22 protein-coding genes are annotated in these 18,024 nt (G+C 39.3%); 19 read left to right on the top strand and 3 right to left on the bottom strand.

The genetic code is table 11. The features are described 5' to 3' along the window. The first annotated feature begins 63 nt into the window (after nt 1-63). From lysS to HMPREF9706_RS06105, 6 genes are all read left to right on the top strand, one after another. The gene (lysS, locus tag HMPREF9706_RS06080) at nt 64-1,569 is read left to right on the top strand and encodes a lysine--tRNA ligase (RefSeq protein WP_006908479.1); all 1,506 of its coding nucleotides are present in this window, start codon (nt 64-66) and stop codon (nt 1,567-1,569) included. Between the two features lie 209 nt (nt 1,570-1,778). Continuing rightward, complete coding sequence (gene rpsL, locus HMPREF9706_RS06085; protein ID WP_006908480.1) at nt 1,779-2,192, top strand: 30S ribosomal protein S12; 414 nt, start codon at nt 1,779-1,781, stop codon at nt 2,190-2,192. Nucleotides 2,193-2,226: 34 nt separating this feature from the next. Next, on the top strand, nt 2,227-2,697 hold the full coding sequence (gene rpsG, locus HMPREF9706_RS06090) for a 30S ribosomal protein S7 (RefSeq protein WP_006908481.1): 471 nt from the start codon (nt 2,227-2,229) through the stop codon (nt 2,695-2,697). A 73-nt stretch (nt 2,698-2,770) separates the two neighbouring features. Beyond that, complete coding sequence (gene fusA / locus HMPREF9706_RS06095) at nt 2,771-4,858, top strand: elongation factor G (RefSeq protein WP_006908482.1); 2,088 nt, start codon at nt 2,771-2,773, stop codon at nt 4,856-4,858. A gap of 139 nt (nt 4,859-4,997) precedes the next feature. Continuing rightward, nucleotides 4,998-6,191, top strand: a complete 1,194-nt coding sequence (tuf, locus tag HMPREF9706_RS06100; RefSeq protein WP_006908483.1) for an elongation factor Tu — start codon at nt 4,998-5,000, stop codon at nt 6,189-6,191. Nucleotides 6,192-6,290: 99 nt separating this feature from the next. Then, a complete protein-coding gene (locus tag HMPREF9706_RS06105) occupies nt 6,291-7,517 on the top strand; it encodes a mechanosensitive ion channel (RefSeq protein ID WP_006908484.1) in 1,227 nt (408 codons plus the stop codon). Between the two features lie 47 nt (nt 7,518-7,564). Here the strand turns inward: HMPREF9706_RS06105 and HMPREF9706_RS06110 are convergent, their stop codons facing one another. Genes HMPREF9706_RS06110 through ppdK form a run of 3 tightly spaced genes read right to left on the bottom strand, consistent with a single transcriptional unit; the run spans nt 7,565 to nt 11,650 of the window. Then, nucleotides 7,565-8,389, bottom strand: a complete 825-nt coding sequence (locus HMPREF9706_RS06110) for a pyruvate, water dikinase regulatory protein (RefSeq protein WP_006908485.1) — start codon at nt 8,387-8,389, stop codon at nt 7,565-7,567. Nucleotide 8,390: 1 nt separating this feature from the next. Then, entirely contained in the window at nt 8,391-9,005 is a 615-nt protein-coding gene (locus tag HMPREF9706_RS06115; protein WP_006908486.1) for a helix-turn-helix transcriptional regulator, read from the bottom strand. A 20-nt stretch (nt 9,006-9,025) separates the two neighbouring features. Beyond that, nucleotides 9,026-11,650 (bottom strand): pyruvate, phosphate dikinase, encoded by a 2,625-nt coding sequence (gene ppdK / locus HMPREF9706_RS06120; RefSeq protein ID WP_006908487.1) that lies wholly within the window; start codon nt 11,648-11,650, stop codon nt 9,026-9,028. Nucleotides 11,651-12,256: 606 nt separating this feature from the next. Here ppdK and rpsJ point away from each other — a divergent pair. From rpsJ to rplX, 13 genes are read left to right on the top strand one after another with little or no spacing between them, the layout of a single operon-like run. Continuing rightward, entirely contained in the window at nt 12,257-12,565 is a 309-nt protein-coding gene (gene rpsJ, locus HMPREF9706_RS06125; RefSeq protein WP_006908488.1) for a 30S ribosomal protein S10, read from the top strand. Nucleotides 12,566-12,589: 24 nt separating this feature from the next. Then, nucleotides 12,590-13,225, top strand: a complete 636-nt coding sequence (gene rplC / locus HMPREF9706_RS06130) for a 50S ribosomal protein L3 (protein WP_006908489.1) — start codon at nt 12,590-12,592, stop codon at nt 13,223-13,225. A 25-nt stretch (nt 13,226-13,250) separates the two neighbouring features. Further along, on the top strand, nt 13,251-13,874 hold the full coding sequence (rplD, locus tag HMPREF9706_RS06135) for a 50S ribosomal protein L4 (RefSeq protein ID WP_006908490.1): 624 nt from the start codon (nt 13,251-13,253) through the stop codon (nt 13,872-13,874). Further along, nucleotides 13,874-14,173 (top strand): 50S ribosomal protein L23, encoded by a 300-nt coding sequence (rplW, locus tag HMPREF9706_RS06140; protein WP_006908491.1) that lies wholly within the window; start codon nt 13,874-13,876, stop codon nt 14,171-14,173. The genes rplD and rplW overlap by 1 nt, the downstream gene beginning before the upstream one ends. Before the next feature lie 23 nt (nt 14,174-14,196). Further along, the gene (rplB, locus tag HMPREF9706_RS06145; RefSeq protein ID WP_006908492.1) at nt 14,197-15,027 is read left to right on the top strand and encodes a 50S ribosomal protein L2; all 831 of its coding nucleotides are present in this window, start codon (nt 14,197-14,199) and stop codon (nt 15,025-15,027) included. Nucleotides 15,028-15,057: 30 nt separating this feature from the next. Next, complete coding sequence (gene rpsS, locus HMPREF9706_RS06150; protein ID WP_006908493.1) at nt 15,058-15,339, top strand: 30S ribosomal protein S19; 282 nt, start codon at nt 15,058-15,060, stop codon at nt 15,337-15,339. Nucleotides 15,340-15,358: 19 nt separating this feature from the next. After that, a complete protein-coding gene (gene rplV / locus HMPREF9706_RS06155; protein ID WP_006908494.1) occupies nt 15,359-15,715 on the top strand; it encodes a 50S ribosomal protein L22 in 357 nt (118 codons plus the stop codon). Nucleotides 15,716-15,718: 3 nt separating this feature from the next. Then, nucleotides 15,719-16,384 (top strand): 30S ribosomal protein S3, encoded by a 666-nt coding sequence (gene rpsC / locus HMPREF9706_RS06160; RefSeq protein WP_006908495.1) that lies wholly within the window; start codon nt 15,719-15,721, stop codon nt 16,382-16,384. 3 nt (nt 16,385-16,387) lie between these two features. After that, the gene (gene rplP, locus HMPREF9706_RS06165; protein WP_006908496.1) at nt 16,388-16,822 is read left to right on the top strand and encodes a 50S ribosomal protein L16; all 435 of its coding nucleotides are present in this window, start codon (nt 16,388-16,390) and stop codon (nt 16,820-16,822) included. Continuing rightward, entirely contained in the window at nt 16,812-17,006 is a 195-nt protein-coding gene (rpmC, locus tag HMPREF9706_RS06170) for a 50S ribosomal protein L29 (RefSeq protein ID WP_006908497.1), read from the top strand. The genes rplP and rpmC overlap by 11 nt, the downstream gene beginning before the upstream one ends. 25 nt (nt 17,007-17,031) lie before the next feature. After that, the gene (rpsQ, locus tag HMPREF9706_RS06175; protein WP_006908498.1) at nt 17,032-17,295 is read left to right on the top strand and encodes a 30S ribosomal protein S17; all 264 of its coding nucleotides are present in this window, start codon (nt 17,032-17,034) and stop codon (nt 17,293-17,295) included. Between the two features lie 28 nt (nt 17,296-17,323). Further along, nucleotides 17,324-17,692, top strand: coding sequence for a 50S ribosomal protein L14 (gene rplN / locus HMPREF9706_RS06180; protein WP_006908499.1), 369 nt, complete (start codon nt 17,324-17,326; stop codon nt 17,690-17,692). Nucleotides 17,693-17,717: 25 nt separating this feature from the next. After that, nucleotides 17,718-18,023: a 50S ribosomal protein L24 gene (gene rplX, locus HMPREF9706_RS06185; protein ID WP_006908500.1), complete on the top strand. Its 306-nt coding sequence runs from the start codon at nt 17,718-17,720 to the stop codon at nt 18,021-18,023. The last annotated feature ends 1 nt before the right edge of the window (nt 18,024 follow it).

Genomic DNA, 18,024 nt, shown 5'->3' on the forward strand with positions numbered 1-18,024 from the left:
TCATGACAAAGTGTTATTAATCATGTAGAATGGAAGGGTATATGAGGATTTGGAGGGATAAAAATGTCAGAACAGGAAAAACATACCCTGGAATTAAATGATCAAATTTTGGTCAGAAGAGACAAAATGAAAGCAATGGCTCAAGCTGGTGTTAATCCTTTTGCAGCTGGTTTTGAAAAAGAAGACTATTCGCAAGATTTAATTGAAAAGTATCAAGATAAATCAAAAGAATCTTTTGAAGAAGAAGCACAGATTATAGCTTCAGTAGCAGGACGAATCGTTTCTAAGCGTGGAAAAGGGAAAGCTGGTTTTGCCCATATTCAGGATCTTAAAGGAAAGATTCAGATTTATGTTCGTCAAGATAAAGTTGGTGAAGATGCTTTTGCATGGTGGAAAGCTGCGGACTTAGGAGATATTGTCGGTGTTAAAGGGGAAGTATTTAAGACAAACACAGGTGAACTATCCATTAAGGCCCATGAATTTATTCCCTTAACCAAGGCGCTTCGTCCTCTGCCTGATAAATTCCATGGCTTAACCAATATAGAGCAAAGATATCGTCAACGTTACTTGGATTTAATTTCTAACGAAGACAGCTATCAACGATTTATTAAGCGGTCAGAAATAATTCGAGAAGTCCGTCATTATTTAGATGAACGCGGTTATTTGGAAGTTGAAACACCGGTTTTACATAATTTGGCGGGTGGAGCGAATGCTAGACCTTTTATTACTCACCACAATGCTTTAGATATGGAGTTATATTTAAGAATTGCCCTTGAGCTCCATTTAAAACGATTGGTCATCGGTGGAATGGAACGCGTTTATGAGATCGGGCGTGTTTTTAGAAATGAAGGGATCGATACGACACATAACCCTGAATTTACCATGATCGAAGTCTATACGGCTTATTCGGTTTATACGGATGTTATGGATTTAACTGAGGGATTAATTCGCAGTGTAGCTCAACGGGTTTTAGGAGATGCTAAAGTATCCTATGAGGACCAGATTATTGATTTGGAGTCTCCTTGGGCAAGACGTCATATGGTAGATATGATCAAAGAAGCCACTGGTGTTGATTTCTGGCAAGAGATGACTTTTGATCAAGCTAAAGACTTGGCAAAGGAACACGGGGTGCCCGTTTTAGATCATGATCTAACGGTTGGTCACATTATCAATAATTTCTTTGAAGAAAAAGTAGAAGAAACGATTGTTCAACCTACTTTTGTTTATGGTCATCCGACGGAGATTTCACCGCTTGCCCGTAAAAATGAGAAAGACCCTCGCTTTACAGATCGTTTTGAGTTGTTTATTGCGGGTCATGAGTATGCGAACGCCTTCACGGAGTTAACAGACCCTATCGATCAAAGGGAACGGTTTGAAGCACAGATGGCAGAAAAAAATGCGGGTAATGATGAGGCTCAGCCGGTGGATGAAGACTTTTTAGAATCATTAGAGTATGGTATGCCACCAACAGGTGGATTGGGAATTGGGATCGATCGTCTAGTCATGCTATTAACAGATGCTAGCTCAATTAGAGATGTTTTGCTTTTCCCAACATTAAGAAATCACTAATAATAAAAAAACGATTGACGCCTCCATTAGTTCATGTTAGTATAATGGAGGTGTTTTTATTGACAGATTCCTGATTTTCAGTCGTGCTGACTGCTGTAAAACCACTCGAAATGCAGCGCTAGGTATTTAACCAGAGGCTGCAAAAAAATAGACCTAATTATGACACACTTGGATGTGTTGACAAAGAATATACGGAAGGAGGACTTTTGATGCCTACAATTAACCAATTAGTTAATAAACCACGTAAGTCAAAAGTAACTAAATCTAAATCACCTGCATTGAACGTCGGTTATAACTCTTATAAACGTTCAAGTACTACAACGATGTCTCCTCAAAAACGTGGAGTATGTACTCGTGTAGGAACGATGACACCTAAGAAACCGAACTCTGCTTTACGGAAATATGCACGTGTTCGCTTAACCAACTTGATGGAAGTGACCGCCTATATCCCAGGTGAAGGCCATAACTTGCAAGAACACAGTGTGGTCCTTATTCGTGGTGGACGGGTTAAGGACTTACCAGGGGTTCGTTATCATATTGTTCGGGGCGCATTAGACACTGCTGGTGTCAACGAACGTAAACAAAGTCGCTCTAAATATGGTACAAAGAAACCTAAAAAATAATTATTAGCAAATTAATCGTAAAGGAGGAAGTTGAATGACTCGTAAAGGAAATATTCCTAAACGTGAAGTGTTGCCAGATCCAATTTATAATTCTAAGTTAGTAACACGTACAATCAATCGTTTAATGTTAGATGGTAAACGTGGTAAGGCTTCAGCAATTTTATATAGTGCTTTTGATATTGTTCGTGAACAAAGTGGACAAGATCCAATGGAAGTATTTGAACAAGCAATCGAAAATATTATGCCATTATTAGAAGTTAAAGCGCGCCGGGTTGGGGGATCTAACTATCAAGTACCAGTTGAGGTGCGTCCAGAACGTCGTTATACTTTAGCGATTCGTTGGTTAGTTTCATATTCTCGTTTAAGAGGTGAAAAAACCATGGAAACGCGTCTAGCACGCGAAATTATGGATGCTGCAAACAACACCGGAGCATCAGTTAAGAAACGTGAAGACGTTCATAAGATGGCAGAAGCTAACAAGGCATTTGCTCATTATCGTTGGTAAGATTGTTTGTTATTTATTGGCTAAGCAAGAGCTTAGTGTACAATGAAAGAAAATAAAAGAGGAGGTATAAAGAATGGCGAAAAGAGAATTTACTCTTGAAAAAACGCGTAATATCGGTATCATGGCTCACATTGACGCCGGGAAAACGACGACCACAGAGCGTATCTTGTACTACACAGGTAAGATCCATAAGATTGGTGAAACCCATGATGGTGGGGCTCAAATGGACTGGATGGAACAAGAACAAGAACGTGGAATCACCATTACGTCAGCTGCAACAACAGCACAATGGAAAGGTTACCGAGTAAACATCATTGATACCCCAGGGCACGTGGACTTCACGGTTGAGGTTGAACGGTCATTACGGGTGTTAGATGGAGCGGTTGCCCTACTCGATGCACAATCAGGGGTTGAGCCTCAAACAGAAACTGTTTGGCGCCAAGCTTCAACTTATGGAGTTCCTCGGATTGTATTTATCAATAAGATGGATAAATTAGGAGCAGATTTTGAATATTCATTATCGACCCTTCACGAACGTCTTCAAGCTAATGCGGTAGCAATGCAAGTTCCAATTGGTTCTGAAGAAAACTTCCGCGGAATCGTTGACATTGTTCATAAAAAAGCTTATCTATATCAAAATGACTTAGGAACTGAAATTGAAGAAATCGATATTCCTGAAGAGTATCAAGATAAAGCCGACCAATATTATGAAACATTGGTTGAAAGCTTAGCGGATGTTGATGAAAGCATCATGGAAGCTTACCTTGAAGGTGAAGAAATTCCAGAAGATAAGTTAAAAGCAGCGATTCGTAAAGCAACAGTTGAAGTTAAAATGTTCCCAGTTTTCTGTGGTACAGCCTTTAAGAATAAAGGGGTTCAACTTCTATTAGATGGTGTTATTGATTACTTACCAAGTCCATTAGAAGTACCACCAATTATTGGGGTAGAGCCTGGAACTGACACTGAAATCGAACACCATGCAGATGACAATGAAAAATTCGCAGCTTTAGCCTTTAAAGTAATGACAGACCCATTCGTTGGTCGTTTGACTTTCTTCCGTGTTTATTCTGGAACTTTGGAATCAGGTTCTTATGTTCTAAATGCAACGAAAGACAAGCGTGAGCGGGTTGGACGTATCTTACAAATGCATGCCAACCACCGTCAAGAAATTGAAGAAGTCTTCTCAGGAGACATTGCTGCAGCTGTTGGATTGAAAGATACTGGAACAGGAGATACCTTATGTGATCCTGACCAACCGGTTATTCTTGAATCAATGGAATTCCCAGATCCAGTTATTGAAGTAGCGATTGAACCAGATTCAAAAGCCGACCAAGATAAGATGAGTTTAGCTTTGGCTAAATTGGCTGAAGAAGATCCAACTTTCCGAGCTTCAACAAACCATGAAACAGGACAAACAATCATTGCTGGTATGGGTGAGTTGCACTTGGACATTATCGTGGATCGCTTGAAACGTGAATTTAAGGTAAACGCTACTGTTGGTGCACCTCAAGTATCCTATCGCGAAACTTTCCGTTCTAGCTGTCAAGCAGAAGGTAAGTTCGTCCGTCAATCAGGTGGTAAAGGACAATACGGACACGTATGGATTGAATTCTCTCCAAATGAAGAAGGAGCAGGCTTTGAATTCGAAAACGCTATTGTCGGTGGGGTTGTTCCTCGTGAGTACATTCCTGCAGTTGAAGCTGGATTGAAAGACGCTATGGAAAATGGTGTATTAGCCGGATTCCCATTAGTAGATATCAAAGCTAAGTTATATGATGGTTCATATCACGATGTTGACTCGAGTGAAACAGCCTTTAAAGTGGCTGCTTCTATGGCATTGAAAGCTGCAGCTAAGAAGGCAGATCCTACTATTTTAGAGCCAATGATGGCAGTTGAAATTACAGTTCCTGAAGAATATCTAGGAGATGTTATGGGACATGTAAATTCTCGTCGTGGACGTATTGAGGGAACAACTTCGAGAGCCAATGCTCAAATTATTAAGTGCTTTATTCCATTGTCAGAAATGTTTGGTTATGCAACAACCTTACGTTCTTCGACTCAAGGACGTGGAACATTTACAATGCAATTTGATCACTATGAAGATGTTCCAAAATCAATTGCTGCAGATATTATTAAGAAATATGGTGGATCTGAAGCATAAGCATTAGAAATATGATGATGCAACAAATATAAGATACTGAATTTACGGCAATTGATTGAATTTTTGTAGTAAAGTCGGTATAATGACCATGATAGGTACATTATCTATACACTTTTAAATTATTAGGAGGATTCATTAAATGGCAAAAGAAAAATACGAACGTACTAAACCCCATGTTAATATAGGTACTTTAGGACACGTTGACCACGGTAAAACTACTTTAACTGCGGCAATCTCAACAGTACTTTCAAAACATGGAGACAATAAAGAAGCAGCTAAAGATTATGCTTCAATCGATAACGCTCCAGAAGAAAGAGAACGTGGAATCACAATTAACACGTCTCACATTGAGTATGAAACAGCTACTCGTCACTATGCTCATATTGACGCCCCAGGACACGCGGACTACGTTAAGAACATGATCACTGGTGCCGCTCAAATGGACGGTGCGATCTTAGTCGTATCTGCTGCTGATGGTCCAATGCCTCAAACTCGTGAACATATTCTTTTAGCTCACCAAGTAGGTGTACCTTACTTCGTAGTCTTCTTAAACAAAGTTGACCAAGTTGATGACCCTGAGTTATTAGAATTAGTTGAAATGGAAGTTCGTGACTTATTAACTGAATATGGTTACCCAGGTGATGAAGTTCCTGTAGTTGCAGGTTCTGCATTGTTAGCCTTACAAGGTGACGAAGAACAAGAAAAGAATGTTCTTAAGTTAATGGAAGAAGTTGACGCTTATATTCCAGAACCAGAACGTGAAACTGACAAACCATTCATGATGCCAGTTGAAGACGTGTTCTCAATTACTGGTCGTGGTACAGTTGCAACTGGACGTGTTGAACGTGGACAAATCAAAGTTGGTGACGAAGTTGAAATCGTTGGTATCCACGAAGAAACTAAGAAGACAACTGTTACTGGTGTTGAAATGTTCCGTAAGATGTTAGATTATGCTGAAGCAGGAGATAACATCGGTGCCTTATTACGTGGTATCACTCGTGAAGATATCCAACGTGGACAAGTTTTAGCAGCTCCTGGAACAATTACACCACATACGAAGTTCGAAGCTTCTGTATACGTATTGTCTAAAGAAGAAGGTGGACGTCACACTCCATTCTTTGCTAACTACCGTCCTCAATTCTACTTCCGTACAACAGACGTAACAGGTGTTGTTGAATTACCAGAAGGAACTGAAATGGTTATGCCTGGTGATAACGTAGAAATGACTGTAGAATTAATTCACCCAATCGCGATTGAAGAAGGAACTCGCTTCTCAATTCGTGAAGGTGGACGTACCGTTGGTGCTGGTACAGTTACATCGATTCTTAACTAATCTTAATGATTTTGAAACCCCACTTCGGTGGGGTTTTTTTGATGTTTATCAGCTCGTTTTAACATGCTATAATGGTTTTATGAGGAAAGGAGCGCTAAAATGAATTTTCAAATGATGATGAATGATTATTTAAGTGTTGTTCCAGGGATTTTAATTGCGGTTGTATTATTGATCGTAGCTTCAATGTTGGCTCACTATGGTCGTAAATATTTGATTGAGTTTTTAGTAAAAACAAACTTCGATGATAAGCTGAAAGCGTGGGGTCTGGCTCGCAATGATGAAGAATCTAAAGCTTTTTTAGATACTTTGGGGACACTTGCTTATTTTGTGATATTTCTGTTATTTGTCCCCTTCATTTTGAACCGTTTAGGTTTAGTTGGGGTAGTTGATCCAATCTATAACATGATCTTGAAGATATTTAATTATATTCCTAATGTCATTGCTGCAGCATTGATTATATTTGTCGGTAATTTTTTCTGTTCATTTGTCAGACAAATTGTAGAAAATGTTTTAGTAGGATTTAATGTTGATCGTTGGTATAACAAGTTAACCCACCAAAAAAATTCATCTGAAAATGGCCGTCAAGTGGCCGAAGTTCTCGCAGGAGGGGTCTATGTATTAATATTTATTCCAATATTAACGGTGGCTTTAGAGACATTAAGAATTCCGACCATATCACAGCCAATTGTAGAGGTGCTGAATAGTGTTATGTCGGCAGTTCCAAATATTTTTGTCGCCGTTGTCCTTGTGCTAGTCGGTAGTTTTATTGCTAAGTTGTTGAGTGAACTACTCAAAAGTTTACTAAAAACATCTGGTATTGATCAATATTCGAAATATCTAAATTTTAAGGGAGAAAGTCAAATAGAAATTTCAACAGTTTCTGCTCAAATAACACGTGGAATGCTATTGATTTTCTTTATTGTAGAAGCTATTTCTGTTTTAAATTTAGAGGTGTTGAATACAATTGGACAATCGATTATCGCTTATATTCCAGATGTCATCTCTGCTGCTTTGATTTTAGCTGCGGGAATTATTGGATCTAATATTTTGGCAGCTTTCTTGAAAGAAGTCTCAGGATCCTTTATTTTTGGAGAGATTATTCGTTATGCTATCATAGTATTAGCCTCATTTATGACTTTAGATCAATTACAATTTGCACCAACCATTGTTAATGCGGCTTTTGTTATAATTCTTGGAGCCATTGCCTTTGCCTTCACGTTAGCGGTGGGTCTAGGGGGTAAGGAATTCGCTGCAAAACAATTAGAAAAGCTCGAGGCAAGTTTTAATGAATCGAGTAAAAATTCGGATTCTAATAATAAGGATTAACCAAAATAAAGAAGGGAAGATACCGTGTGGTTCTTCTCTTCTTTTTATTAAGAATACATATTGTAATTATATTGAGTGATGATCTGTTCGGAGAGTTCTTCAATGGATTGATTTTCGATATAGATAACATTAGCTTTTAAGCGATAGAATAAATCATCGGCAAACATGAGCTCATGTTTAACACGTTCCATTGAAGTATAAGATGAATCTTCACTCATTCCCATCATTTTTACTCGTTTTTTTCGAATTTGTTGAATGTATAGCGGCGAAGCGGTCAGTCCAAAAATACGTCTAGGATCGACCTGGTAGATTTCTTCTGGAATATGGACTTCCGGAAAAATAGGAAGATTCGCTACTTTATAAGATTTGTTCGCTAAGTACATGGATAAAGGGGTTTTTGATGATCGAGAAACTCCTAAAAGCACGATATCAGCAAGTTTAAATCCTTTGCGATTCTTTCCGTCGTCGTATTTAACAGCAAATTCGATTGCCTGAATTCGGTCAAAATAGTGATCATCAAGTCGATGTAAACTGCCTGCCTGTTCACTGGCTGTCAGCTGTGTCTCTTGATGGATAATATTCATGATCGGGCGAACGACATTATGGTAGGGAATCTTATGATTTTGAGTAAATTCTTCAGCGAATTGGTTAAGTTCGTCGTTAACGAGTGTAGTGATGATTATTGCTTGGACTTTTTTTGCTTCTTCAAGAATCGGACTTAATTCGGTTAAAGAATTAATAAATGGGTAACGCTTGAGTCTCGCGTTTGTTAATTGAGGGTATTGTGCTAAGGCAGCATTTGTCGCTCGTAGAGCGGTTTCTCCGACTGAGTCTGAAATGATATAAAAAATAGGATTGTTTTGTTCTGTCATGTTATTCCTCCGCATAGCACAGATCAACCAGTAGGTTAACGATGTGTGTTTTGGATATTTTACCTAGAATTTCATAGTTCGCAGTTACCACAGGTAATGAATCAACCTGATGTTGAGCGATTAAACGGGCAGCTTCTAAGACGGACTGGTCTGGTTGGATCACAATGATATTGGGCATTCGAGTCATGATAACACCAAGCGGTGTGTCCGCTGGTTGGCCGATTGAAGAACGAAGCAAGTCTTTTCTAGAGACCAGACCTTGGAGGGTCTGGTCATTAGGATCGATGATATATAAGGAACCAGCATCATACATGAAAAGTTGAGTTATGGCTTCATTAACACTTGTCTTAGCGTATGTCGTTAAGGCTTCAATCATAATATCTTTAACTTGATACTCTGCAAAAGCGTCCGTTAGTAAGGAGTCCTCGCTACGTCCAGAATAGATATAGCCTATTTTTTGACGGGCTTCCAGAACACCAGTCATGGTCAGTACTGCAAAATCACTTCGCAGTGTTGATTTTGTGAGTCCTAATTTCTTGGCAATTTCATCACCAGAAATAGGTTCGTTGTGTTTGACGATTTCAACAATTTCTTTTTGACGTGGAGAAAACTTCATGGTGTCCTCCTTTTGATTAGTTATTTCTCTTGGTGGCGGATACTGCTTTGAGCAACCGCTAATTGTGCAATAGGGACACGGTAAGGGGAACAGGAAACATAGGATAGGCCAATTTCATGGAAACTTTCGATGGATTTAGGATCTCCACCTAATTCTCCACATACACCAACTTTTAATTGATCCTTAATAGACCGTCCTTTTTGAGTGGCAAGAGCGATTAATTCTTTTACTGCGCTAGTGTCAATGGTTTGGAAAGGATCGTGTTCTAGGATGCCTTGGTCCATATATTGGTTAAGGAATTTGCCAGCATCGTCTCGCGAATAGCCGAAGCTTAGCTGAGTTAAATCGTTAGTTCCAAAAGAGAAGAAACAAGCATCCTCTGCGAGTTTATCGGCGATAAAGCAAGCACGAGGAGTTTCGATCATCACGCCAATCATATAGTCAACGGAGATCTTTTCTTGATTCAGAATTTGATCAAGATGTTCTTTAATTTTTTCTTTTAGTGATTTAAGTTCTCCTTGTGTTGAGACCAATGGGATCATAATTTCTGCTTTAACCTCATGGCCAGCTTGGGCAGTTTTAATTGCAGCTCGAATGATTGCTTCACTTTGTGCAATATAAAGTCCTGGGTGAGTCATGCCCATTCGACAGCCGCGATGACCCATCATTGGATTGACTTCTTTCATGGCTTGAACGCGATCGAATAACTCGTCAGCATCCAAGTGTAGGTCTTGAGCTACTTGTTGAATTTCATGATGGCTATGAGGTAAGAATTCATGGAGCGGTGCATCGAGTAAGCGAATTACCACCGCTTTATCCTGCATTAAATCGAAAATATTGGAGAAATCCTCAGTTTGGAAATGGCGAATCGTTTCAAGCGCTGTTTGACGGGCTGGCTCATCTTTAGCCAAAAGGAATTGACGAATTGCAATGAGACGTTGAGCTTCGAAGAACATGTGCTCTGTCCGAACGAGTCCGATTCCGTTTGCTTTAAATTGTAGTCCGGTTTTGATGTCGTTAACGGTTTCGGCATTCATACGAACTTCCATGTCTGCATATTGACGGGCCCATTCCATAACTTGGTCAAAATAGTCATTTTTTCCGGTGGCGATTGTTTTAATTTCTCCTAAGTAAAGTTTACCGGTGCTACCATCAGCCGAAATAATATCCCCTTCATTTAATTGGCCACCAGGGTAGGTGAGGGTCTTTTTATCTTCGTTAATCTCTAACTCATTACAGCCAGCAACGCAACATTTACCCATGCCTCGCGCTACCACAGCAGCGTGGGAGGTCATTCCCCCTTGACTTGTTACAATAGCTTTTGATGAATGCATTCCCACTATATCCTCAGGTGAGGTTTCATGGCGGACTAAAATGACGGAATGGCCTTGGTCTGCTAATTCTTTAGCGCGATCTGCTGTAAAGACGATTTCACCGGTCGCTGCACCTGGAGAGGCAGGAAGTCCCATTGATGAGATAAGTGATGCTTGCTCTAAGGAGCTTGGATCAAAAGCGGGGTGTAAAAGGGTGTTTAGTGATTGGCAATCGATGGTTAATAGGGCTTGTTGCGGCGTTAAAATGCCTTCTTGAACTAGGTCAACAGCAATTTTGACTGCAGCTTGGGCTGTTCGTTTGCCGTTACGTGTTTGTAGAATAAACAGTCTACCATTTTCGATAGTAAATTCCATATCTTGCATATCGTGGTAGTGTTTTTCTAGTTTCTGAGTATATTGTAGTATCTCTTGGTAGATACTTGGGAATTGGTCTTTTAATCGATTGATAGAAGCGGGTGTACGAATCCCAGCAACGACATCTTCTCCTTGAGCGTTGGTTAGATATTCTCCATAAAGATTAGCTTCACCATTAGCGGGGTTTCGCGTGAAGAGTACTCCTGTACCTGAGTTTTCACTCATATTTCCAAAGACCATTTCTTGAATATTAACGGCTGTTCCTAAGTCGTCAGGGATATGATTAAGTTTTCGGTAAACAATCGCTCGGTGGTTGTTCCACGATTTGAAGACGGCCTTAACAGCTTCATGAATTTGATCAAAGACATTTTGAGGGAATTCAAATCCTAATTCTTGTTGGTAGACTTTCTTATAATCAATAATGATTGATTGAAGATCGTCTGCAGATAAATCATAATCGTATTGGATATGCTTTTCTTTTTTCTTTTGCTCTAAAATTCGGTCAAAATGTTTCATGTCAATTTCATAGACAACATTAGCGAACATTTGTAATAGACGTCGATAGCAGTCATAGGCAAAACGTTGATTGTTGGTAAGTTTGGCGAGCTTTTCGACGTTTTGGTCATTAAGACCCAAGTTAAGGATTGTATCCATCATGCCAGGCATCGAAAATTTGGCACCTGAACGAACCGATACAAGTAAAAGATTTTTGGCATCATTAAATTTCTTTCCGGTTTTATCTTCTAATTGGGCAACTGCTAAAGAAATCTCTTCTTTTAGTTCATCGAGCAGGGTGTTATTTGATTCTAAAAACTCTAAGCAGGCTTGGGTAGTAATTGTGAATCCTTGTGGGACTGGCAATCCTAGGTGGGTCATCTCGGCAAGGTTTGCTCCTTTTCCTCCTAGTAGATCCTTCATATCTGCATGGCCTTCATTAAAAGCGTAGATGCGTCTCATTAATCTTCCTCCTATAATAAACTGCGTTTAAAAACAGTATAAAATGCGCAATATATAAAGTCAACGAAAAATATAGTGCGCAATAATAATGTAAATCTTTTAAATTTTACTTACAATTTTAAGCGGTAAGATCAACAGTTATTCTATGGTTTGAAAGATTTGTAAATAATTTTCATTTTTCAGACGGAAAAAAACCATCTGAAGTGAGGTTCGTATCACTTGGTAATTTATTATTAAACATAAAAATTATTAGGAGACCAACAATGCAGTCGATTATAGGGTATGTATCCGTCTTGAGGAAAAAACTTAAAATTTAAAATAATATAGATATTCGAAAATTATTTTGACTTTGAATTTCTTGCGGATTCGAAAGTCGATTTTTTAAATAAAAAGTGAAAGAAACCCTTGCTTTATATGGATTTGTTGGGTATAATATTCCTTGTGCCAATCGCTAGACTACTAGCGAAAAAGGTTACAAAGCCGATAAGAAAGGCGTTAGCGATGAAACGAGAGGTTGTGATACGCCAGGGCGAGTTGCCTATACCTGGTGTTCAGAAATTCTTGTTGAGCTAGTCTACATTCAAATGAGACGAAGGAGGAAAAAATATGGCAAAACAAAAAATTCGTATTCGCTTAAAAGCATATGAGCATCGCGCGCTCGATGTTTCAGCAGCGAAGATCGTTGAATCAGCACACAGAACAGGGGCTAAGACTTCAGGTCCAATCCCGCTTCCAACAGATCGGTCTGTTTATACTGTCATTCGTGCAACGCATAAATATAAAGATTCGCGTGAGCAATTCGAAATGCGTACACATAAACGTTTGATCGACATTATTGAACCAACTGCTAAAACAGTTGATGCTTTAATGAAGTTGGATTTACCATCCGGTGTTGATGTAGAAATTAAATTATAATAAAAAGAAAATGGAGGTGTACTCATGACCAAAGGAATCTTAGGAACAAAAGTCGGTATGACACAATTCTTTACGGAAAACGGCGAGTTAATTCCCGTAACAGTAGTCCAAGCTCCAGCTAACGTTGTTTTACAAGTGAAAACAATGGAAAATGATGGCTATGAAGCTGTTCAAGTTGGATATCAAGACCTTCGTGAAGTGTTGTCAAACAAACCGCATAAGGGTCATGTAGCAAAAGCAAATGCTACTCCTAAGCGCTTCGTTCGCGAATTTCGTGATGTTGAGCTAGGAGAATATGAAGTAGGGCAAGAAATCACAGTCGAAACATTCGCAGTAGGTGACATCGTTGATGTAACGGGTACATCCAAGGGGAAAGGATTCCAAGGTGCTATTAAACGCCATGGACAATCAAGAGGCCCTATGGCTCACGGTTCTCGTTATCACCGTCGCCCAGGTTCGATGGGTATGGCGTCTGATGCGTCTAAAGTATTTAAAGGTAAAAACCTACCTGGACAAACTGGTGGCGAACGCGTGACAATTCAAAATCTTGAAATTGTATCAGTTGACCCAGAGAACAATGTAATCCTAATTAAAGGAAATGTTCCTGGAGCTAAAAAATCACTCGTTGAAATTAAACAAGCTATTAAAACAGTTAAATAATTAATAAGGAAGGAGGAACGAGTAAATGCCAAAAGTTACATTATTTAAACAAGATGGAACACAAGCTGGAGAAGTGGCTTTAAACGAAGCGATCTTCGGTGTTGAACCTAATGAAGCGGTCATCTTTGAAGCGGTTGTTATGCAAAGAGCTTCCTTGAGACAAGGGACTCATGCTGTCAAGAATCGCTCAGCAGTTAGCGGTGGTGGACGTAAACCATGGAGACAAAAGGGTACCGGACGTGCCCGTCAAGGTTCTATTCGCTCGCCACAATGGGTAGGCGGTGGTGTGGTATTTGGGCCAACCCCTCGTTCATATAGTTATAAGTTACCTAAAAAAGTACGTCGATTAGCACTTAACTCTGTGTTATCTCAAAAGGTACTTGACCAAAAATTTGTTGTTGTAGATGAGTTAGTATTTGAAGCGCCAAGAACTAAAGAGTTCAAACAAGTGTTGGCTAACTTAAATATTAACAGCAAAACCTTACTAGTATTAGAAGGCGATAATGAAGCGGCATACTTATCAGCACGTAACATTCCAAACGTTAAAGTGATCGATGATGAAAATGTTAATGTGTTAGATGTGATTAACGCCGATCAAGTTCTCATTACTAAAGCAGCACTTTCTACAGTAGAGGAGGCATTAGCATAATGCACTTATCAGAAGTTATTTTAAGACCTGTTGTGACTGAACAATCCATGTTAGCAATTGATGACAACAAATATACTTTTGAAGTAGATCGTCGCGCTAATAAGACACATATCAAACAAGCGGTTGAAGCTATGTTTGAAGGAGCTAAAGTCGCAAAAATAAACACAATAAACGTTGATGGTAAAGCTAAACGTATGGGACGTTACCAAGGCTTTACTCGTAAATACAAGAAAGCAGTTGTCACTTTAACAGCCGATTCTAAACGGATCGAATTGTTTGGCGAAGATGACGCTGAGTAAGAATACGATAGGAGGGTAATAGAGTGGCAATAAAACACTATAAAGCGACAACAAACGGTCGCCGTAATATGACAGGTTACGATTTTTCTGAAATCACCACTAAAACACCTGAAAAGACATTGTTAAGATCTCAAAAGCAAAAAGCCGGACGTAATGGTCAAGGGAAAATGACAGTACGCCACCAAGGTGGAGGTAATAAGAGAGCTTACCGCGTAATCGACTTTAAACGAAATAAAGACGGTGTAGTCGGAACAGTAGCTACGATTGAATATGATCCAAACCGTTCTGCTAACATTGCTTTGATTCATTATGAAGATGGTGTTAAAACATACATCTTAGCACCTAAAGGTTTAAAAGTTGGGCAAAAAGTTGAGTCAGGTGAAAATGCTGACGTTAAAGTTGGAAACACATTGATTCTATCAAACATCCCTGTGGGTACTGTAATCCATAATATTGAATTAAAACCTGGTAAGGGCGGCCAATTAGTCCGTTCAGCGGGAACTTCTGCTCAGGTTTTAGGACAAGAAGGAAAGTACACACTGGTTCGCTTGAATTCAGGTGAGGTTCGTATGATTTTGGCAAGTTGCCGTGCAACCATCGGAACAGTAGGGAATGAACAACATGAATTGATAAATGTTGGTAAGGCTGGACGTAACCGTTGGAAATCAATTCGTCCAACTGTCCGTGGATCAGTAATGAACCCTAATGATCACCCACACGGTGGTGGTGAAGGTCGCGCTCCAATCGGACGTCCATCGCCAATGACACCATGGGGCAAGAAAGCAATGGGTGTTAAAACACGTAACGCTAAAAAGAAATCTAGCAAGTTAATTATTCGCGGTCGTAAGAAGTAATAATCCATAATTTGGAAGGGAGGCTACAGTGTGGCTCGTAGTTTAAAAAAAGGACCTTTTATTGATGAACATTTAATGAAAAAGGTTGAAGCTCAACAAGAAGCAAGTAAAAAACAAGTGATTAAGACTTGGTCTCGTCGTTCAACAATCTTCCCTAACTTTATTGGGTTAACGATTGCGGTTTATGACGGACGTAAGCATGTCCCAGTTTATATTCAAGAAGATATGGTTGGACATAAATTAGGTGAATTCGTCCCAACGCGTACTTATAAAGGACACGTAGACGAAGATAAGTCAACCAGAAAACGCTAATTAAGAGGAGGGTATATAGATGTCAGAACAAGTAACATCTGCTAAAGCAATGGCAAGAACCGTTCGTATTGCACCTCGTAAAGCTCGATTAGTCGTTGATCTTATTAGAGGCAAGCAAGTTGGAGAAGCAATGGCGATTTTAAAGTTCACTCCAAAAGCGGGATCTCCCATTATTGAAAAAGTATTAAAATCAGCAATCGCAAATGCTGAACATAACTTTGACTTAGATTTAGAGTCTTTATATGTTAGTGAAGCCTATGTTAACGAAGGACCTACTATGAAACGTTTCCGTCCTCGTGCTAAAGGATCTGCTTCACAAATTCTAAAACGCACTAGCCATATCACAATTGTGGTGGCAGAAAAAGAGGAGGTTTAATTCATGGGTCAAAAAGTACATCCAATTGGAATGCGTGTAGGAATCATCCGCGACTGGGATGCTAAATGGTACGCAGACAAACAATTTGCTGATTACTTACACGAAGATTTAAAAATCCGTGAGTACTTATACAAGAAGTTAGCAGACGCCTCAATTTCAACCATCCAAATTGAAAGAGCGGCTAATCGTGTTGTGGTTTCAATTCATACCGCTAAACCAGGGATGGTTATTGGTAAAGGTGGTTCAGAAGTTGAAGTGCTGCGTAACGGATTGAACAAATTAACTGGAAAGCAAGTACACATTAATATTGTTGAGATTAAAGATCCTTCATTGGACGCAAAACTTGTTGCAGAAGATATCGCTCAACAATTAGAAAACCGGATTGCTTTCCGTCGTGCACAAAAACAAGCAATTCAACGTGTGATGAAAGCTGGCGCTAAAGGCGTTAAAACACAGGTTTCAGGCCGTTTGAACGGGGCGGATATGGCTCGGGTTGAACATTATACAGAAGGAACAGTTCCATTGCATACATTACGTTCAGATATTGACTATGCATGGGAAGAAGCCGACACACAATATGGTAAAATCGGCGTTAAAGTTTGGATTTGTAGAGGTGAAATTTTACCTACTAAAAATTCAAATGAAGAATCTCAGAGAGGAGGGAACTAATCAATGTTAGTACCTAAACGTGTAAAACACCGTCGTGAATTCCGCGGTAAGATGCGTGGAGAAGCTAAAGGCGGAAAAAATGTTGACTTTGGTTCTTATGGTTTACGAGCAACTGAATCAGGTTGGATCTCCAACAGACAAATTGAAGCAGCTCGTATCGCAATGACGCGTTATATGAAGCGTGGTGGGAAAGTTTGGATTAAGATTTTCCCTCATAAATCCTATACATCGAAAGCTATCGGTGTTCGTATGGGTAAAGGTAAAGGGGCACCTGAAGGATGGGTTGCACCAACAAAACGTGGTAAAATTTTATTTGAAATTGATGGTGTAAGTGAAGAAATAGCTAGAGAAGCATTTCGCTTAGCCTCACATAAGTTACCAATTAAAACTAAATTCGTAAAACGTGAAGAATATGGTGGTGAATCGAATGAAAATTAATGAAATTAGAGAATTATCCACTGCTGAAATGTTGGAAAAAGAAAAAGAATTCAAGCAAGAATTATTCAACCTTCGATTCCAATTGGCAACTGGACAATTAACCAACACTGCCCGTTTACGTCATGTACGTAAATCGATTGCTCGCATCAAAACAGTCTTGCGTGAGCAAGAATTGTCTAAGTAAAAACGACAAAGGAGGCAATTAATCAATGACTGAACGTAATCAACGTAAAGTTTACCAAGGAAGAGTTGTATCCGATAAAATGGATAAAACAATCACTGTTCAAGTGGATACGCGTAAAACTCATCCAAAATATGGTAAGCGAGTAAAATACTCTAAAAAATACAAAGCTCATGATGAATTAAATCAAGCTAAAGAAGGCGATATCGTGCGTATTATGGAAACACGTCCATTGTCTGCTACGAAGCGCTTCCGGTTAATAGAAATTGTAGAAGAAGCAGTAATCATTTAGTAACTACCAATCGGAAGGAGGATAAAAAATGATTCAACAAGAAAGTCGATTAAAAGTTGCTGATAATTCAGGAGCTCGTGAAGTTTTAACAATCAAAGTCTTGGGCGGATCTGGACGTAAGACAGCTAACATTGGAGACATCATTGTCGCAACGGTAAAAAACGCAACGCCCGGCGGCGTTGTTAAGAAGGGCGATGTTGTCAAAGCAGTTATTGTACGTACTAAGTCTGGTTCACGTCGTAAGGACGGATCTTACATCAAGTTTGACGAAAATGCGTGTGTTATCATTCGTGACGATAAGAGCCCACGTGGAACACGTATCTTTGGCCCTGTTGCGCGTGAATTACGTGACCATAACTTTATGAAGATTGTTTCACTAGCTCCAGAAGTTTTATAAACAATAATAAAGGAGGAGACAATTCATGCGTATTAAAGCAGGCGATAAAGTTTTAGTCATTACAGGTAAAGATAAAGGCAAAGAAGGAACTGTACTTAAAAGTTTGCCAAAATTAAATAAAGTAGTTGTTGAAGGAATCAACATTGCAAAGAAACACCGTAAAGCAAGTCAAGGCCAAACAGGTGGAATCGAAGAGTTTCCAGCGCCAATCCATGTTTCAAATGTAAAATTAATTGATCCAGAATCAGGTAAACCCACTCGCGTAGGTTATCGGTTTGAAGACGGTAAAAAAGTACGCTACGCTAAAGTATCAGATAAGACAATTAACTAAG

This window comes from Facklamia hominis CCUG 36813 (genome assembly GCF_000301035.1).
Taxonomy (GTDB): Bacteria; Bacillota; Bacilli; order Lactobacillales; family Aerococcaceae; genus Facklamia; species Facklamia hominis.

What these genes read in the sequence shown, in the direction of transcription:
- rplW (WP_006908491.1), top strand. Translation starts at nt 13,874, where the DNA reads ATGCACTTATCAGAAGTTATTTTAAGACCTGTTGTGACTGAACAATCC.
- ppdK (WP_006908487.1), bottom strand. Translation starts at nt 11,650, where the DNA reads ATGAGACGCATCTACGCTTTTAATGAAGGCCATGCAGATATGAAGGAT.
- tuf (WP_006908483.1), top strand. Translation starts at nt 4,998, where the DNA reads ATGGCAAAAGAAAAATACGAACGTACTAAACCCCATGTTAATATAGGT.
- rplD (WP_006908490.1), top strand. Translation starts at nt 13,251, where the DNA reads ATGCCAAAAGTTACATTATTTAAACAAGATGGAACACAAGCTGGAGAA.
- rplX (WP_006908500.1), top strand. Translation starts at nt 17,718, where the DNA reads ATGCGTATTAAAGCAGGCGATAAAGTTTTAGTCATTACAGGTAAAGAT.
- HMPREF9706_RS06110 (WP_006908485.1), bottom strand. Translation starts at nt 8,389, where the DNA reads ATGACAGAACAAAACAATCCTATTTTTTATATCATTTCAGACTCAGTC.
- HMPREF9706_RS06105 (WP_006908484.1), top strand. Translation starts at nt 6,291, where the DNA reads ATGAATTTTCAAATGATGATGAATGATTATTTAAGTGTTGTTCCAGGG.
- lysS (WP_006908479.1), top strand. Translation starts at nt 64, where the DNA reads ATGTCAGAACAGGAAAAACATACCCTGGAATTAAATGATCAAATTTTG.
- rpsJ (WP_006908488.1), top strand. Translation starts at nt 12,257, where the DNA reads ATGGCAAAACAAAAAATTCGTATTCGCTTAAAAGCATATGAGCATCGC.
- rpsQ (WP_006908498.1), top strand. Translation starts at nt 17,032, where the DNA reads ATGACTGAACGTAATCAACGTAAAGTTTACCAAGGAAGAGTTGTATCC.
- HMPREF9706_RS06115 (WP_006908486.1), bottom strand. Translation starts at nt 9,005, where the DNA reads ATGAAGTTTTCTCCACGTCAAAAAGAAATTGTTGAAATCGTCAAACAC.
- rplC (WP_006908489.1), top strand. Translation starts at nt 12,590, where the DNA reads ATGACCAAAGGAATCTTAGGAACAAAAGTCGGTATGACACAATTCTTT.
- rpmC (WP_006908497.1), top strand. Translation starts at nt 16,812, where the DNA reads ATGAAAATTAATGAAATTAGAGAATTATCCACTGCTGAAATGTTGGAA.
- rpsG (WP_006908481.1), top strand. Translation starts at nt 2,227, where the DNA reads ATGACTCGTAAAGGAAATATTCCTAAACGTGAAGTGTTGCCAGATCCA.
- rplN (WP_006908499.1), top strand. Translation starts at nt 17,324, where the DNA reads ATGATTCAACAAGAAAGTCGATTAAAAGTTGCTGATAATTCAGGAGCT.
- fusA (WP_006908482.1), top strand. Translation starts at nt 2,771, where the DNA reads ATGGCGAAAAGAGAATTTACTCTTGAAAAAACGCGTAATATCGGTATC.
- rplV (WP_006908494.1), top strand. Translation starts at nt 15,359, where the DNA reads ATGTCAGAACAAGTAACATCTGCTAAAGCAATGGCAAGAACCGTTCGT.
- rplP (WP_006908496.1), top strand. Translation starts at nt 16,388, where the DNA reads ATGTTAGTACCTAAACGTGTAAAACACCGTCGTGAATTCCGCGGTAAG.
- rpsL (WP_006908480.1), top strand. Translation starts at nt 1,779, where the DNA reads ATGCCTACAATTAACCAATTAGTTAATAAACCACGTAAGTCAAAAGTA.
- rpsC (WP_006908495.1), top strand. Translation starts at nt 15,719, where the DNA reads ATGGGTCAAAAAGTACATCCAATTGGAATGCGTGTAGGAATCATCCGC.